Annotated in this window: 13 protein-coding genes; 6 read left to right on the forward strand and 7 right to left on the reverse strand. The window is 42.1% G+C overall.

Annotation, left to right across the window (positions count from 1 at the left end; all coding sequences use genetic code 11):
- The first annotated feature begins 38 nt into the window (after nt 1-38).
- Nucleotides 39-1,772 (forward strand): ABC transporter ATP-binding protein, encoded by a 1,734-nt coding sequence (locus ASG46_RS09715; RefSeq protein ID WP_056704312.1) that lies wholly within the window; start codon nt 39-41, stop codon nt 1,770-1,772.
- A complete protein-coding gene (locus ASG46_RS09720) occupies nt 1,769-3,598 on the forward strand; it encodes an ABC transporter ATP-binding protein (RefSeq protein ID WP_017359463.1) in 1,830 nt (609 codons plus the stop codon). Before ASG46_RS09715 ends, ASG46_RS09720 begins: the two co-directional genes overlap by 4 nt.
- Nucleotides 3,599-3,657: 59 nt before the next feature.
- Here ASG46_RS09720 and ASG46_RS09725 read toward each other — a convergent pair whose 3' ends face one another.
- A complete protein-coding gene (locus tag ASG46_RS09725; protein WP_056704314.1) occupies nt 3,658-4,479 on the reverse strand; it encodes a MerR family transcriptional regulator in 822 nt (273 codons plus the stop codon).
- A gap of 88 nt (nt 4,480-4,567) precedes the next feature.
- On the opposite strand from ASG46_RS09725, the gene ASG46_RS09730 reads away from it, so the two are divergent.
- Complete coding sequence (locus tag ASG46_RS09730) at nt 4,568-5,137, forward strand: GNAT family N-acetyltransferase (protein WP_056704317.1); 570 nt, start codon at nt 4,568-4,570, stop codon at nt 5,135-5,137.
- Nucleotides 5,138-5,315: 178 nt separating this feature from the next.
- Here ASG46_RS09730 and ASG46_RS09735 read toward each other — a convergent pair whose 3' ends face one another.
- Genes ASG46_RS09735 through proC form a run of 3 tightly spaced genes read right to left on the reverse strand, consistent with a single transcriptional unit; the run spans nt 5,316 to nt 8,546 of the window.
- Entirely contained in the window at nt 5,316-6,584 is a 1,269-nt protein-coding gene (locus ASG46_RS09735; RefSeq protein WP_056704318.1) for a glutamate-5-semialdehyde dehydrogenase, read from the reverse strand.
- 18 nt (nt 6,585-6,602) lie between these two features.
- Nucleotides 6,603-7,721, reverse strand: a complete 1,119-nt coding sequence (gene proB / locus ASG46_RS09740) for a glutamate 5-kinase (RefSeq protein WP_025207481.1) — start codon at nt 7,719-7,721, stop codon at nt 6,603-6,605.
- Between the two features lie 27 nt (nt 7,722-7,748).
- The gene (gene proC / locus ASG46_RS09745) at nt 7,749-8,546 is read right to left on the reverse strand and encodes a pyrroline-5-carboxylate reductase (RefSeq protein WP_019743319.1); all 798 of its coding nucleotides are present in this window, start codon (nt 8,544-8,546) and stop codon (nt 7,749-7,751) included.
- Between the two features lie 471 nt (nt 8,547-9,017).
- Here proC and ASG46_RS09750 point away from each other — a divergent pair, with 471 nt between their 5' ends.
- A complete protein-coding gene (locus ASG46_RS09750) occupies nt 9,018-10,214 on the forward strand; it encodes a cytochrome P450 (protein ID WP_056704320.1) in 1,197 nt (398 codons plus the stop codon).
- 118 nt (nt 10,215-10,332) lie between these two features.
- Nucleotides 10,333-12,372, forward strand: a complete 2,040-nt coding sequence (locus ASG46_RS09755) for a molybdopterin oxidoreductase family protein (protein ID WP_056704322.1) — start codon at nt 10,333-10,335, stop codon at nt 12,370-12,372.
- Nucleotides 12,373-12,418: 46 nt separating this feature from the next.
- Here the strand turns inward: ASG46_RS09755 and ASG46_RS09760 are convergent, their stop codons facing one another.
- The 3 genes from ASG46_RS09760 to xylA form a co-directional block, all read right to left on the reverse strand.
- Complete coding sequence (locus ASG46_RS09760; protein WP_056704324.1) at nt 12,419-13,105, reverse strand: glycoside hydrolase family 11 protein; 687 nt, start codon at nt 13,103-13,105, stop codon at nt 12,419-12,421.
- Between the two features lie 94 nt (nt 13,106-13,199).
- A complete protein-coding gene (gene xylB, locus ASG46_RS09765) occupies nt 13,200-14,693 on the reverse strand; it encodes a xylulokinase (protein ID WP_056704326.1) in 1,494 nt (497 codons plus the stop codon).
- Nucleotides 14,694-14,726: 33 nt separating this feature from the next.
- On the reverse strand, nt 14,727-16,064 hold the full coding sequence (gene xylA, locus ASG46_RS09770) for a xylose isomerase (RefSeq protein WP_056704327.1): 1,338 nt from the start codon (nt 16,062-16,064) through the stop codon (nt 14,727-14,729).
- Nucleotides 16,065-16,277: 213 nt separating this feature from the next.
- On the opposite strand from xylA, the gene xylR reads away from it, so the two are divergent.
- Nucleotides 16,278-17,438: a transcriptional repressor XylR gene (xylR, locus tag ASG46_RS09775; protein ID WP_056704330.1), complete on the forward strand. Its 1,161-nt coding sequence runs from the start codon at nt 16,278-16,280 to the stop codon at nt 17,436-17,438.
- Nucleotides 17,439-17,445: the final 7 nt, after the last annotated feature.

Here is a 17,445-nt window from a genome sequence, read left to right on the forward strand (position 1 = left end):
TTACAGAACAACAGACTATATGGAAGAAAGGTAATCGTATGAAATCAATTTTATCGTTTTTAAAGCCCTATCGGCTATCCGTTGTGTCCATTGTGATTCTCACCTTTTTAAGCAGTATGCTCCAGCTGTATTTACCGACGCTTACGGCAGATATCGTTGATGTCGGGATCGTCCAAGGAGATGTCGCTTATATATGGAAAGTTGGGGGCTGGATGGTGGGTTGTTCTTTACTTGCCATCTTGCTCACGATTTGGAAGTCCTACTTGTCATCTAAGACAGCTCTAGGCTTCGGGCGTGATATGAGAAGACAGCTGTTTGTGCATGTCGAACAATTCTCATTAGAAGAATTTCAAAAAATCGGGACATCTTCCTTTATTACAAGATCCACAAATGATGTGAAACAAGTTCAAGATGTCACGATCATGATCTTACAAATGATGACACGGGCGCCTCTTATGCTCGTTGGTGGAATTATTTTGGCTGTATCTAGAGATGCTGTGTTATCTCTCATCTTTTTAGCAGCTCTTCCCCTTCTTGGCGGGTTCATTTATTTAGTGTCGAGAAAAGCGATCCCCCTCTTTGGCCAGCTTCAGAAAAAAACGGACCGGCTGAACTTGATTATGAGAGAGTCGCTTTCAGGCATTCGGGTCATTCGAGCGTTTAACCGAGTAGATGACGAAAAAGAACGTTTTCAAGAAGCCAATACATCGTATAAGGATACTGGCCTTAAAGTCAATCGATTAATGGCGTACTTGTTCCCTTTTATGCTCATTATCATGAACTTCACGAATATCGGCATTGTCTGGATTGGCGCTAATCGGATTGATGCCGGACAGATGGAAGTCGGGAATCTAATCGCCTTCATTCAATATGCGATGATGATTTTAATGGCACTCATTATGCTGTCTATGAGTTTTATTATGGTGCCTAGAGCTCAGGCATCAGCTAAACGGATGAATGAAGTGTTAAATCTAGAACCAAAAATTAAAGACAAAAAAGAAGCTGTCACTAAACTTGATCAGCCAGCCCAGTCCATTCGCTTTGAGGATGTGTCATTTTATTATTCAAATGCTGAAAAACCAGCCGTTCAAGACATGACGTTTGAAGCCAAAAAGGGTGAAACGACGGCGATCATCGGCAGTACAGGTTCCGGGAAAACGACACTTCTTCAGCTGATGACACGTTTTTATGAAGCAACAGAAGGAAAAATTACATTAGATGGTGTCGATATTAGAGAATTGCCTCAAGAGAAACTGAGAAGTCAGATGGGTTATGTTTCTCAAAAAGCCATTTTATTTAGCGGAACCATTGCTGATAATGTGCGCTTTGGCAAACGAGATGCTACAGATGACGAGATTTGGCAGGCACTGCGGACAGCACAGGCCGAAGAATTTGTTTTGCAAAAAGATGGCGGAATTCACGCAGAGATAGACCAAGGGGGTTCGAATCTCTCTGGCGGTCAAAAACAACGTCTTTCGATCGCAAGAGCACTCGTAAGAAAACCTTCATTCTACCTGTTTGACGATAGCTTCTCTGCCCTTGATTACAAAACGGATGCAAAACTTCGGTCAGCGCTAGAAGCTGAAAAAGAGCATGCTGCTTTGATTATTGTGGCCCAAAGAATCAGCACAGTGAAGCATAGCGATAAAATCATTGTGTTAGATGATGGAAAAATAGCAGGTATCGGTACACATGAACAGTTACTGAAAGATAACCTTGTCTATCAAGAAATAGTCGCATCACAGGAAGGTCAGGAGGTGGAGCAAGGATGAGTAAAAAAATGTCTTCTGGAATGGGACATAAAGGCGGTCACCCAAGGGGTCCAGTACAAAAACCGAAGGAATTTAAAAAAACACTTCTTCGTTTAACGGGCTATTTAAAACCGAGAAAATTTCAGCTGATCATTGTCCTGATTGCAGCGATCGGTTCAACCGTTTTTAATGTTGTCAGTCCAAAATTACTTGGGGATGCCACCTCTTCCCTATTTGAAAGTTTTACACAAGGAACTGGCGTTCAATTCGATGTCATTTCACGCATTTTATTGTTGCTTGTTCTATTATATGTCGTGGCATCTCTCTTCTCATTCGTTCAGCAATATGTAATGGCGGGTGTCTCGCAGCAGACCATTGCTGAACTAAGACAAGAAGCGAGTGACAAACTCACACGTCTCCCTCTTCGTTATTTTGATAAAACAACACATGGAGACACGCTGAGCCGGGTGATGAACGACATTGATAATATTAATACTTCTTTACAGCAGGCACTCACACAAGTGATCACATCTGTTATTACAGTCATTGGTATTGTCGTCATGATGCTTTTCATCAGTCCGCTGCTGACACTGCTTGTTTGTTTGACGCTACCTCTTAGTTTGTTTGCGATTCGAGGCATTACATCATTTTCGCAAAAGCATTTTAAAGCACAGCAAAAAGAACTAGGGATGATCAATGGACATATTAATGAAATGTTCACAGGACATCAGACGGTTCGTGCGTATGGCTATGAGAAGAAAGCCATTGATACATTTGATCAATTAAACGAACAACTATATGAATCTTCAAGAAAAGCACAATTTATCTCCGGCTTAATGATGCCAATGATGACCTTTATTGGGAATCTTGGCTATGTGGCGGTAAGTGTTGCTGGCGGAATTCTTGTCATTAACGGGAATATTCGTGTTGGGGATGTGCAAGCATTTATCCAATACACACAGCAAATGTCGCAGCCGCTTGTGCAAGCATCCAGTGTTGCAAACTTAGTTCAATCTGCTATCGCTTCAGCTGAACGGGTGTTTGAAATTCTGGATGAGGAAGAAGAACATGCGGAAGAAGATGCAGCGATTGATCTTAAATCCCTTTCCGGAGATGTGGCCTTTGAGCACGTTCACTTCGGTTATGAGAAAGATCAACCCATTATTAAAGATTTGAATTTACAAGTCCGAGAAGGACAAACGGTGGCCATTGTTGGGCCAACAGGCGCTGGAAAAACAACGATTATTAATCTGTTAATGCGCTTTTACGAGCTAGATCAAGGCTCCATTCGCATTGGCGGCGTAAAAACAACCGACCTCAGCCGAGAGCAAGTACGTGACTTATTTGCGATGGTTCTTCAGGATACATGGCTCTTTGAAGGCACAATTTATGACAACATCGCATATGGTAGACCGCATGTTTCAAAAGAGGATGTGTTGAAGGCCGCTAAACATGCCTATGCAGACGATTTCATCCGCACCCTTCCAGATGGATATGACACACTCTTAACAGAAGATGCCGGCAACCTCTCACAAGGTCAACGTCAGCTGTTAACCATCGCCCGTGCCATCTTATCTGATCCGAAGATATTAATCTTAGATGAAGCAACAAGCAGTGTCGATACACGGACAGAGATGCATATTCAAAAAGCAATGAATGAATTAATGAACGGCAGAACAAGCTTCGTTATTGCACATCGACTTTCAACGATTAAAGATGCCGATCTCATTTTAGTCATGAAAGATGGCACGATCATTGAAAAAGGAACTCATCGTGAGCTTTTGAAAGAAAAAGGCTTTTATGCAGACCTCTATATGAGTCAATTTGCCGAAAACCAAGTCGGTTAAACAGCACCAAAAAGGATAGACAGCATGTAAAAATGCCTGTCTATCCTTTTTGTGATGCCTTAAGCTTCCCGTTTTCTGACTTTCACACTAAGTTTCGTCATGTAATCCGCTTCATTTTTAGACATCAGAGAATGAAGTAAATACTCCTCAAAGACATCCCCATCCAGTATCATATCCTCTGCTTCGATGTGATCTAATAAACGTGAATAGGCAGTCTCCATTTCTTCATATGTTCCTTGTTGATACATGACTGCATATAGACCCGCTGGCTTTTTGACTGCATCCGGTCCTTCCATTCGGCAGAACAGCCGATCAGATTGATGATAATGACGCTGCAAAAACTGCTCCTTGTTTAAAATAGAACCATTTGCCGCCGCACCTTTAATACCAATCCCTTTCAGAAATTCTCCTACAATTCGAGAAATTTCTTCTATAGGTGTGTTTGAATCAATTGGGTTTGATGTACTGAGGACGATCGGTTCTTCTGGCAGTTCTTGAAACAAGACCTCCCCTGTTTTCACTGATGATAATTCATTCGTTGTCTCGATCACACGAAAAAGAAAAGATTGAATATCCTGTAGTTTTTGGATCTCCTCCCCGACCTTTTCTGCTTGCTCAACCGCAAGGCTTTGCAATTTCTCCTGAGAAGGCTCAGTAAAGTATTGTTTTAATTGTTTGATCGGAAATTGAACAGCACGAAGGGATTGAATGGCCATGAAATGATCAAACTGTTCAAATGTATAATAACGGTACCCATTTTCCTGAACACCTGCCGGCTTAAACAAATCGATCTTATCATAATAAAGCAGTGTATCTTTTTTCACTTCAAATAATGCCGCAAATTCTCCAGTTAAAAATGTTTTTTGAACATCGTTCATCATTTTTAGGGCTCCTTTCTTGACTATGGAGTTACTCCATCCTTTATGATAACATGCAGAAACACCACATATGTGGAGAAAGGATTTACACATGAACAAAATCGCACAAGATCAAGTCACATTATCACTTGCAAATCAAGAAGACTTCCCTTTGATGAAAAAAGAACTGCAAGATGCTTTCACAGCTGGCATCATTGATGCATTTGGCGATGCAGAAGGTGGACCAATTCCTCCTGATGAGTCGATTGATGAATCTTTTTATTCGACTGAGAACCTTGTCTATCATATTTTACTAAACGGTCAAAAGGCAGGAGGCGTTGTTTTAAAAATCAACCCTCTCACACACCGCAATTCGGTGGACCTATTATACATTTCTTCATCATCTCACAGCCGCGGCATTGGTCAGGCAGCATGGAAAGCCATTGAGGCGCAATATCCAGAAACGAAGGTGTGGGAAGTTGTCACTCCTTATTTTGAAAAGCGCAACATTCATTTTTATGTGAACAAATGCGGGTTTCAGATTGTTGAGTTTTATCACTTGCACCATCCAGATCCGAGCTTCCCTCATGAGAAGAATCAAGAAAATGACCCTTTAGCGCCTGAGACATTTGAATTTTTCAAATTTGAGAAAGTCATGAAAAAAGATTGTTCAAGTTCATAAAAAAACTAGATTGTTGACAAAGGGCTAAAATGGACTTTATTTTAGCCCTTTGTCTTCTTTTTCAAGAGTTGTCAGTGCTTCAGCATCGTTTCCATGTCGTTCCCTTTTTTCTCTCTTTTTTTATCATACACTAAAGAACACTACCCCAAGAAGAAAGGTAGTGTTCGTTAGATTCATTCTAGCTTCTAATCTGACCATCACCAGATAGAAGCAGCTTTGTTGTTGTCAGTGCAGGAAGTCCCATTGGCCCTCTTGCGTGCAGTTTTTGAGTAGAAATGCCAATTTCAGCGCCATATCCTAGTGCACCGCCATCTGTAAAACGTGTAGATGCGTTATGGTAAACAGCGGCCGCATCGACTTCGTTTAGAAAGATTTGTGCGTTTTTTTCATCCTCTGTTACGATGGCTTCTGAATGTTTGGTCCCGTACTGATCAATGTGGTGAATGGCGTCCTCAATTGAGTCAACCACTTTCACCGCAAGATCCAGACTTAAATACTCATCTGTCCAATCTACTTCCTCCGCAGGAACCGCTTCGGAAAAGAAGGATTGAGCGTCTTGATCTCCATGCACAGTGACTTGGTGCTGAAGCAGTGCTTCATTCAATGCTGCACCATTTTCTTTCAGCCAATCGCGATGAACGATCAGAGTCTCAAGCGCATTACAAACGGCCGGGCGATTTGTTTTCGCATTGATGACAATCTGAATGGCTTTTTCCACATTCGCTGTTTGATCAACAAAAACATGGCAGTTCCCTGTCCCTGTTTCAAGAACTGGAATGGTCGATTCTTCTACAACTGTTTTGATTAAAGAAGCCCCGCCTCTCGGAATTAAAACATCTATCCATTCTTTTAGATGAAACATCGCTTGAACCGATGAACGGTCTGTTTGTTCAATAAACTGTACCGCATCACGAGGAATCTTTGTTTGATCCAATGCCTCATGAATAACGCGGACGATGGCTTTGTTGGAAGAAATAGCGGAGGAACCGCCTTTTAAAATCACTGAGTTGCCTGCCTTGAGGGCAAGCCCTGCTGCATCGACAGTGACATTCGGTCTCGCTTCATAGATCATCCCGATCACGCCGAGCGGTACTCTTCGGCTTTTCACATGTAAGCCGTTTTCAAGAGTCCATTCATCCAATATTTCTCCAACAGGATCTGTTAATCTCGTCACAAGCCGCAAACTTTCTGCAAACTCATGAATTCTCTCTTCATTTAACATTAATCGATCCATTAATGCTTCAGAGAAGCCCTTTTCTTTTCCTGCCTCTAAATCCTTTTGATTTTCCTGTAAAATAAAATCACTTTGCTGTTCGAGCGTTTCTGCTATTTTCAGCAGCGCCTCATTTTTTTCCTCTGTTTGAAGTAAGCCTAGTTTTTTTGATACGTGCTTTGCTTTTTTCGCTTTTTCTTTGACCGATGTGACAACTTCAGCTGTCAGTGTCATGAAATTCCTCCCTTATGATTAGCAAACTGGTATTGATAAATCTAAATGACAAACAAATGCTTCAAGATCTACGACATGCACCACTTCATCCTGTAGCAAGTCACCGTTCAGTGCGAGTTCGTCGGACGCATAATTGACAATGCCAAGCCCTATTTCTCTTTCATCTTGATCTAAAATACGGACAACATCGCCTTTTTTAAACGAACCCTTTACATTGACTATGCCGTCAGAATCCAGACTTTTCTCACGATGCATGAGAAGCTCCTGTGTTTTCTCTTGAACAACGATTTCGCCTTTTGGGCCAGAATGAAAAGCAATCCACTGTTTTTTATAATTCAGCGGCGCTAAATTTTCGTCAGCTGTAAAATAAGTGCCGTCCTCTGTCCCATTAATGGCTTTGTCTAAAATGTGAGGCGTATCGGCTTTTCCCAAAAAGCCATTGATGCCTGAGGCCATTGAAATTTTAAAGGCGTCGAGTTTTGATTTCATTCCGCCTGTGCCAACGCTGCTTCCCGCATCTCCAGCGGCTGCTTCGATGTCTTCTGTGATTTCTGTGACTTCTAGAATTCTCTTCGCATTCGGATTTGTATGAGGGTTATCTTCATACAAGCCGTCAATATCAGATAAAATAGCGAGGAAATCCGCATCAATCAGTCCAGCTACTTTTGCAGACAATGTATCATTATCTCCAAACTTCAACCGATTGATCGTCACTGTATCATTTTCATTAATAATCGGGATGATCCCTCGATCTAATAACACATTCATTGTATTTCGCACATTTTGATAGCGCGTTTCATCTGAAAAATCGCTTCTTGTAATTAATAGCTGTGAAGCAATATAACCGTGCGATAAAAATAAAGTAGAATATGACTCCATTAAAAGCCCTTGCCCTATTGAGGCAGACGCCTGTTTTTCTGGCAGTGTTTTCGGTCTATCAATAAACCCTAATTTTCGGTAACCAGCTGCAACCGCACCAGATGAGACCAAAATGACTTCGTGTCCTTCATCTTTGAGTTTTACAATTTGATTGACGAGGTTTTCTAGTTTTTTCAAACTAATCTCACCTTGAAAGCTAGTAAGAGAGCTGCTTCCGATTTTCACAACAATTCGTTTTCTCTCTTTATCTGCGTACACCTTATCACTCCTGTATTGAGGCTCTATTTATATCGTTACTTTTTGTTTTTGCTGTTCACTTATTTCTTTTGATCGATTGGCAGCATGTTTGACAGCCTGTTTGATGGCTTCTCCTCCGCCAAAATCATCTAATGCATCTAGTCCTGCAGCAGTTGTTCCATTAGGTGACGTAATTTTTTCTCTGAGGACAGAAGGATTTTCAGCTGTTTCTTGCAGCATCTTCGCTGCACCGAGAAGTGTCTGTGTACCGATTTGACGGGACATTTCTTTTGATAAGCCAGCTTCTTCTCCAGCTTCTTCGATTCTTTCCATTAAGAAATAAAAATAAGCTGGACCGCTTCCGGCAATTCCTGTGAAAATATCCATTTGCTCTTCCTGAATGGTATATACTTCTCCCATTTCAGATAAAAGAGCTCGACTCATGCTTACATGTTCATTTTTCACATCACGTCCAGCAGATAATGCGGTCGCCGACGCCCCAATCGTACTTGACGTATTTGGCATTACTCGCATAACAGGCTGCCCTTCATGCAGCATGTCTTCAATATACGATGATTTCACACCTGCAAGCACAGACAGGATGAGCTGATCTTTCTGAATATGAGGTTTTAATGATTCAAGTGCTGTTTCAGCATCCTTTGGCTTCATTGCCAGGATCAACATATCCATCTCTTCAAAAGGAAATGAATCCATTGTGGCTGTTTGGATTCCGTAGCGTTTCGTTAGTTCGTTTAATCGCTGCTTATTTTGCTTGTTTGTTGCGTAAATTTGGCTGAGCGGCATCTGACCTGATCGCACAATACCTGCAATCATTCCTTCCGCCATAGAACCTGCTCCAATGAAAGCAACTTTCTTTTGATCAATGATATTGATCCTCTCCCTTGTTCGCTTTTTGTTCGTGTTTTTCGCACGTTAGTTATCGTAACATGATGAGAAATCGTGTCAAGAAAGAGCCAGCGCTTTTCAAAAGTCCCGAATACCAGCTGAACAGCTTGCGGTATGTATGTTAGCCGTGTTTTTTCAAATCATCAATTTAGATCAAAAGAACTATACAGATTTGAATCATAGTACCCTTTCGTTCGACTGAATTCACCATTTTATTTTTGGTTTCGGTGACTTCAATTCTAGTTTTTAGTAAGCGCTATCATTTTTGATGACTTTCTATTTTCCTATAGGATGAATGTGTTTGAATCTTTCGATTAGACTATTGACATATTTTAGAAAACATGTCCGTTGAAATGCGTTTTTCGTGGTGATACCGTGAAAGGGAAATCAAGTGAAAAAGGAGCGTTCATAATGAAAGTAAAAGAAAATTACGTCAATGTCATCCCAATGAAAGAAATCCGATCTACTGATGACCTTCTTTTCCCATTCCCTATCTACAATGAATTACGATCGCAGGGTGATATTCGATACGATGAAACGAGAAAGTGCTGGGATCTCTTTCGATATGCTGATATTCAGTCTGTTCTGAAGCAGCCAAAAGTGTTTTCATCACAGCGAGGAAGAAGCACATCTAAAACGAGTATTTTAACAATGGACCCTCCAAAACATACCAAAATGAGAGCACTCGTCAATAAAGCCTTCACGCCAAAAGCGATCAAACAAATAGAAGAAAAGATCAAAGACTTGACCCATGATCTATTACATCAAGTAAAGGATCAACGGACCTTCGATATTGTGCAAGATCTGGCCGCTCCCCTACCTGTCATGATCATCGCCGAGCTTCTCGGTGCAGAAGTGAAAGACAGAAAGCTGATCAAAAAACATTCAGATGCTCTAGTTGCAGGAGCCAAAGATGATTCAAAAGAAGCTGTTCAAGCCGTTGTCGACATGCAAAAACAAGCAGAAAAAGAGCTGTCAGAGTACTTTGCTCATTTGATCCAAAAACGAAAAGAAATGCCAGCCGATGATTTAATCTCTCTTCTCATCCAAGCGGAAATTGACGGTGAGCGTTTATCAGAAAATGAACTGCTTGGCTTTTGTATACTCTTACTCGTTGCTGGTAATGAAACAACAACGAATTTAATCACAAATGCCGTACGACTTTTAACAGAGCAGCCGCATATCGCCGAATCAGTGCGGCAAGACCTGTCTCTCATTCCTCAATTGACAGAAGAAACGCTACGCTATTATCCGCCTGTTCAAGCGATTGGGCGAGTTGCAGCAGAGGATGTTCAGATTGCCGGTTCTCACATTGAAAAAGGAGACTATCTTATCAGCTGGGTGGCATCTGCAAATCGTGATGAACGGAAGTTTGACGATCCAGATACGTTTCGTCTTGACAGAAAATCAAATCCACATTTGAGCTTTGGCTTCGGCATCCATTTTTGTCTTGGTGCCCCTCTCGCCCGGCTTGAGGCTCATCTAGCACTTGAGATTTTACTCCGTACGTTTCGGGAAATCACCTGTGCGGCAGATCAGCTGAAACCGATTCAAAGCACGTTTGTGTTTGGGGTCAAAGAATTTCCTGTGCAGGTCACCCGTTTTTAAAAGTCCCTTTCATTAGGGGCTTTTTTTCATATGCTTATCCTTACCTTCCTGGTCTTAACATGCTAAAATAAAATCCATATGTACAGTGATCACGGAATTCGGAAAGGAAGCTAAACGTATGACCGATTACACAGCAATGAAAGACGGAATATTCAAATCAGTTTGTTCGTTAGATTGCCCTGATCAGTGCGGTCTTTTAATCCATAAAGAGAACGGAAAGATCGTTAAAGTTCAAGGAGATCCAGATCATCCAGTCACTCAAGGAAACATTTGCAATAAAGTGCGGAATGTCACAGCTCGTTTATATGATGAAAAACGTCTGACAACACCATTAAAACGTGTAGGTCAAAAAGGTGACCGGCAGTTTGCTCCAATTACGTGGGAAGAAGCGATTGAAACCATTCGTCAAAAATGGACAAAGCTGATCGAAGAAAAAGGACCAGAAAGCATTTTGCCTTACAGCTTCTATGGGAATATGGGAAATCTCAATGCAGAAGGAATGGACCGCCGCTTTTTCTATCGACTTGGCTCAAGTCAGCTAGACCGAACCATTTGTCAGTCAGCCGGAACAACTGGCTATAAATATACAATGGGCGCAAGCATCGGGACAGACCCAGAAGAGACCATTCATACGAAATTATTTATCTTTTGGGGCATCAATGCGGTTTCAACCAATATGCATCAAATCACGTTGGCACAAAAAGCTCGAAAGCAAGGGGCTAAAATTGTCGTCATTGATGTGCACAAAAACCAAACGGGCCGGATGGCAGATTGGTTCATTCCGCTTCGCCCTGGCACTGACAGTGCGCTAGCTCTCGGGATCATGCATGTCCTTTTTAAAGAAGACCTCACAGATACGTCATTTTTAGAGACTTACACGGTCGGTCACAATGAACTTCGCGAGCATGTGAAGCAGTACGATCCAGAAACGGTTGAACAAATCACGGGTGTTCCGAAAGAAGACATCATCACACTTGCGAGAATGTACGCAGAGACATCGCCGTCTCTCATTCGTATTGGCAATGGGCTACAGCATCACGATAATGGCGGTATGAGTATTCGAACCATCTCCTGCCTCCCTGCCCTCACCGGTCAATGGCTGCACAAAGGCGGCGGTGCGATGAAATCGAACTCTTCTTTTCTTAGTTATAATGAAATCGCTCTTCAGCGGCCGGAATTATTAAAGGAACGCGAACCTAGAACATTTAATATGAATCAGCTGGGCAGCGTGCTAACGAACGCAGAACCTTCTATTGATTCTCTTTTTGTCTACTCTTGCAACCCGGCTGTTGTGACACCTGAAGCAAATAAAGTAAGAGACGGTTTGATGCGGGAAGACTTATTTACGGTTGTCCATGACTTGTTCATGACAGAGACAGCCACTTATGCGGATATTGTTCTGCCAGCGACCTCTGCCTTTGAAAATGAGGATTTTTATACTTCTTACTGGCATCATTACATTCAAATTCAAGAACCTGTTATAGAACGTTATGGAGAAAGCAAATCAAACACAGAAGTGTTTCGTCTTTTGGCTCATGCGATGGGCTTTGAAGATGAAGCCTTTAAAGACACAGATGCGGAACTAATGGAACAAGCTCTTCATCATCCTGAAAATCCGCACTATGAAAACATTTCATATCAAGCGTTAAAAGAGAAAAAGTGGATCAAAGCAAAACGAGGGCCTTTCGAAGATTTAAAGCTCCCTACCCCAAGCGGGAAAATTGAGCTTTACTCTGAACAAATGAAAAAAGATGGATATCCAGCCCTCCCAACCTATGTACCTTTATTCAAGGAAAGTGATTATCCACTAACGTTTATACCGGGACCAAACCATAATTTTCTTAATTCCACCTTCTCTCTTCATGAGAAGCATCAAAAGCTAGAGAAATTTCCGAAGCTTCATATGAATGAACAAGATGCAAAAGAAAGACAGATTGAAGATGGGGACATGGTTCGTGTGCTGAATGATCGAGGAGAATGCGAGCTGATCGTGTCAGTCGGACAAAATGTGTTATCTGGTGTTGTTGTCAGCCAGGGATTATGGGCAGACCAAAAAGGCAAAAAACATTTGGTGAATGGCCTCACGCCTGATCGTTTGGCAGATATGGGCGGTGGTGCGACGTTCTTTTCCGGCAGAGTCGAAGTTGAAAAATTATGATAGAAAAAGCCAGGAGTTTTGCTCCCGGCTCTTTTCTTTGACTTTTTTAGTTGCCAATAAACAGCTGATTGGTCATCACATTTGCACTTCCGCTACTTTGGTAGCCTTCTACAGTAAATGCCGTTTCATACATTTTCCCCATTGGCATCCCTAAGCTTTCCCATTTTCTAAAATGCGCACTGACGGAGACCGTTCCGCTTGTACGTTTCGTTTGACGTACACTCCAATATTGCTTGAAGGTTGCGATCCCGATAATGGAAGGCTGATTGACACGGGTTGTTTCATAAATGTCATATGTGCCTCCATCAGCATAAAATGATCCTTTATACGCTCCTGTTGGACGATACGTGCCCCATGAATCAACAATGTAGTATTCTGCTAATGGAGATTGTGTCCAGCCATAGACACATAGATAGGAATTCCCGCCTGGGTTAAAACTTGCGTTGTAATTGATGGAGATGTTGCCAAGCTGATGGTGAGTTCTAGTAGAATCAAACTTTTTCCCTTTTCGAAATAAAGCATTTCCGATATTGTTCCAGCCTGCACTAAATGCCCCGCCGTTATTGAGTGTCATCGAGGTGTTTCCATAATCCTTCCATAATTCATAATCGTACCCGCTATGGTTACCCATTTCATTATTCGTAATGGTTCTCGCATGGGCTGGTACAGCCGTCAGCATAAGCGTCAGTCCAATACACATCACAAACAACAGTCTTAATTTTTTCAAATTCATTGTCCATTCCTCTCCTTTTTCATCCTTTTGATTCTGTCATCTCTAAGATGAAACGAATTCATCACCTCCTTTCATGCCCCCACTCACTGCTAGATTATCGATACTTTGCTAGACCCGCATGAATGTCTCTTGTGTTTGTATAAATGCTTTGATACAAACGAAAGAGATGATCATATACATCGACATGCTGTTGATTTGGTGTAAATACGACCGCTTGATGGATAAACTGATCCGCGCACGCCTCAAGTGACTCGTACCAGCCGCATCCAACTGCTGCAAGCATCGCTGCACCTAACGCGGGCCCTTGCTCATTTTCAAGCTGAATCACCTCAGCTTGAAAAATGTCTGCCTGCATTTGAAGCCATGTATGACTTCTCGCACCTCCACCAATGGACACAATAGCATCTATTCTTTTTCCGGCCTGCCTGAATAAAGCGATCGATTCATTTAATGAAAAAGTGATTCCTTCAAGCACAGCTCTAACCATATGCGCTTTTTCATGCCGGCTGTCTAATCCAATGAAGCTTCCACGAATGACTGAATCTGCATGAGGCGTTCTTTCCCCAACTAAATATGGCGTAAATAGCAATCCATTTGCGCCAGGCGCTATATCCTTTGCTCCGGCTAAAAGGGCTTTAAACGACTCATTCGGAGCAAGTAAAGATTTAATCCAATCGAGGCTATAACCTGCTGATAAAGTGACTCCCATTGTATAAAAAGCGTCTTTTTTTGCATGATGGAACAAATGCAAGTTTCCATTCAGCTCTCTGTTATGATTTTCTTCATAGGAAAGAATGACACCTGATGTGCCAATGCTGCATAATGTGTGACCTGATGATAAAATGCCGGCACCAATGGCACCGCAAGCATTATCTGCTCCACCCGCAAAAACCTTCACCTCTTCTGTCATCCCGGTTTCCTTTGCGATCTGCGGCAAGAGTGTTCCAACCTCCGCCTCCGATGAAACGAGTGGCGGGCAAATACGAATCGGAATATCAAAGGTTTGACAAATCTCCTCACTCCATGTTTGTTCTCCCATATCCAACAGTAACGTACCAGCCGCATCAGAATAGTCCATATGAATAACGTCGGTTAATCGATATCGGACATAATCTTTTGGAAGTAAAAACAAATGGATTCGTTGATCAATTTCTGGTTCATGTTCCTTTACCCATAACAACTTTGGCAGTGTAAACCCTTCTAACGCCTGATTTTTTGTGATCGCTTGCAGCCTGCCTCCTAGCTTTTCTGTCATGCGCACGCATTGCGGTGTTGTTCTTGTGTCATTCCACAAGATGGCAGGCCTGAGCACTTGAAGGGATTCATCCAATAAAACAAGGCCGTGCATTTGTCCAGAAAAACTGATGCCTTCTACTTGCCTTGACTGAACAGGCTTTCTCTCCATAAGTTCTGTCATCGCGGCCATCGTCTGCTCTACCCAGTCTTCAGGATTTTGCTCACAATAACCTGGTTTGCTTTGAATGAGGCGGTAAGATTTAGTCGTCTCGCAGCATACCTTCCCGCTCTCATCTACTAATATCGCTTTGACTCCGCTCGTTCCAAGATCAATTCCCATCACATACTTCATATGTTCACTCCTTCAAAACAGCAGCCCGCCCCATTAATCTTCTAACAAATATTGATTCAATCTGGCTTTCAGCTGTTCCTCTCTGCCAGATTCGTTTCTGATGAGCGGATGTTTCAGTGCATATTCTTCTAATGTATGAAAGTTTGCCTTTCCTTCTGAAATCTCCCGTCCAATTCCTTCAGAAAAACTACGGTACCGGTGCTTGATCACATCTTCAAACACACGGTCTTCTATGAGTCTATGAGCCACCCGCAGCCCTTTTGCGAATGCATCCATCCCCGCAATATGGGCATACAGAAGATCTTCCAGTTCAAAGGAGGCTCTTCTGACTTTTGCATCAAAATTGAGACCGCCTGTTCCAAGTCCGCCATTTTGCAAAATTTCATACATGGCGAGTGTTGTGGCATATAAATCCGTTGGGAATTCATCAGTGTCCCAGCCTAGAAGGGAGTTTCCTTGGTTGGCATCAACGGAACCGAGCAGTCCATGAATTCTTGCTACACGCAGCTCATGCTCAAACGTATGACCCGCTAATGTCGCATGATTGGCCTCGATATTTAATTTAAAGTGTGTATCCAATCCATATTGTTTTAAAAAGGCGATTGATGTCGCTGCATCCGTATCATATTGATGAGTTGTCGGTTCCTTCGGCTTTGGCTCAATTAAAAATTGACCTGTAAATCCAATTTCTTTTGCATAATCGACCGCCATATGCAAAAAGGTCGCCAAATGGTCAAGCTCTCTTTTCATATCTGTATTCAGCAGTGTGTCGTAACCTTCTCGTCCTCCCCAGAAAACATAATTTTCTGCGCCGAGTTCCTTTGCTGTTTCGATGCCCTTTTTCACTTGTGCAGCTGCATAGGCAAATACATCTGCATGACAGGATGTAGCTGCACCGTGAACAAATCTTGGATGTTTAAACATATTAGCCGTGTTCCATAGAAGCCGAACCCCGCTTTGCTGCATGTAATCTTTCATTCTTTCTACGATGATGTCTAGCTGCTGATTGGTCTCTTGAAGCGTGTCGCCCTCTGGTGCAATATCACGGTCATGGAATGAAAAATACGGAACATCCAATAGATCAAAGAGCTGAAAAGCCACTTCCAATCTAGCCTTCGCCAAATCCATTCCACTATAAGAATCCCAGGCCCTTTTCATCGTGCCAGTTCCAAACATGTCTGTTCCATCAGCAGTCAGTGTATGCCAATAAGCGACGGAGAATCGCAGGTGATCTTTCATTGACTTTCCGCCAATCATTTCGCCCGGATCATAATATTTAAATGCGAATGGGTTCTTTGACTGTTTTCCTTCATATTGAATGTTGCCAATCCCCTGTAAACGACTTAACGAAGTCATATTTGATTTGACCATAAGTGATTCCCCCTATATATTCACTTAGTAAGTTGATTCAACAAATAAACGAACGAGTTGACCAACTAATCTCTTTGAATTTTCCATATTTTTTAGTTTTTTAGAAATATTTTCGTTATAATAAAGTGAAAAGCATGTTTTATAGAGAATGAACTCGACAAAAAGCGGCTTTTCTTCACTTAATCTAAAGACGAAACAAATGGAGTGGATACAATGGATATTGCGGATCAGAACTTTGTGAAAAAAATAAATCAAAAGCTATTGCTAAACGAAATTCTTCACCATGCACCAATTTCCAGAGCAAAATTATCTGAACGCACTGGGTTAAATAAATCGACCGTTTCTTCTCAAGTGAGTACATTAATGAAAGAACATCTTGTTTATGAAATCGGTCAAGGCGAATCTAGCGGCGGAAGAAGACCCGTGCTCCTCATGTTTAATAAACGTGCAGGTTACTCTATCGGCATTGATGTCGGTGTTGATTATGTCAACGGCATTTTAACAGACCTTGAAGGGTCGATGATTCATGATGAGCAGCTCAAGCTCCCATCCAGCACACCTGATGTGACCGTCCGTATATTAATTGAATTGATTCAGCAGTTACGTTCGCACATTCCTTCTTCTCCATACGGGCTGATTGGTATTGGGATTTGTATACCAGGTCTGGTCGATGCAGATGAACAAATTGTGTTTACGCCTCATTCAAAATGGAAAAATGTCGATCTAAAAACAAGTCTCCAAGACACATTCCAAGTACCGGTTTTTATCGAGAATGAAGCAAATGCCGGTGCGTACGGTGAAAAAATCTTCGGTGCTGCTAAACATTATGACCATCTGATCTATGCAAGTATCGGCACTGGTATTGGAATAGGCATCATTATCAATCATCATTTATATAGAGGCACAAACGGTTTTTCTGGTGAAATGGGACATATGACGATCGACTTTAATGGACCGACATGTAGTTGCGGAAATCGTGGTTGCTGGGAACTGTATGCATCTGAGAAGGCACTGTTCCAATCGCTCCAAACAGATGGTCAGCCATTCACCTATCAAGATATTGAGCGGCTGGCGAAGTTAAATGATATGAAGACACTCAATGCCTTGCGTAACTTTGGCTTTTACATTGGGATAGGTCTCACAAACGTTCTGCATACCTTCAACCCACAAGCCGTTATTTTACGAAACAAGGTCATTGAATCTGAGCAGACCGTTCTAAGTGTCATTCAAGATGAAGTATCCTCTAGAATGGATGCACAATTCAGCTCACGGGTGGAGCTGCTTCCTTCATCATTAGGACAAAACGCACCAGCCTTAGGGATGACATCTCTTGTCACTGAAGCTTTTTTGCGTGATGTCACGCCTTCACCATAATGGAATA

The sequence above is a fragment of the Bacillus sp. Leaf49 genome (genome assembly GCF_001426125.1).
Taxonomy (GTDB): Bacteria; Bacillota; Bacilli; order Bacillales; family Bacillaceae; genus Bacillus; species Bacillus altitudinis.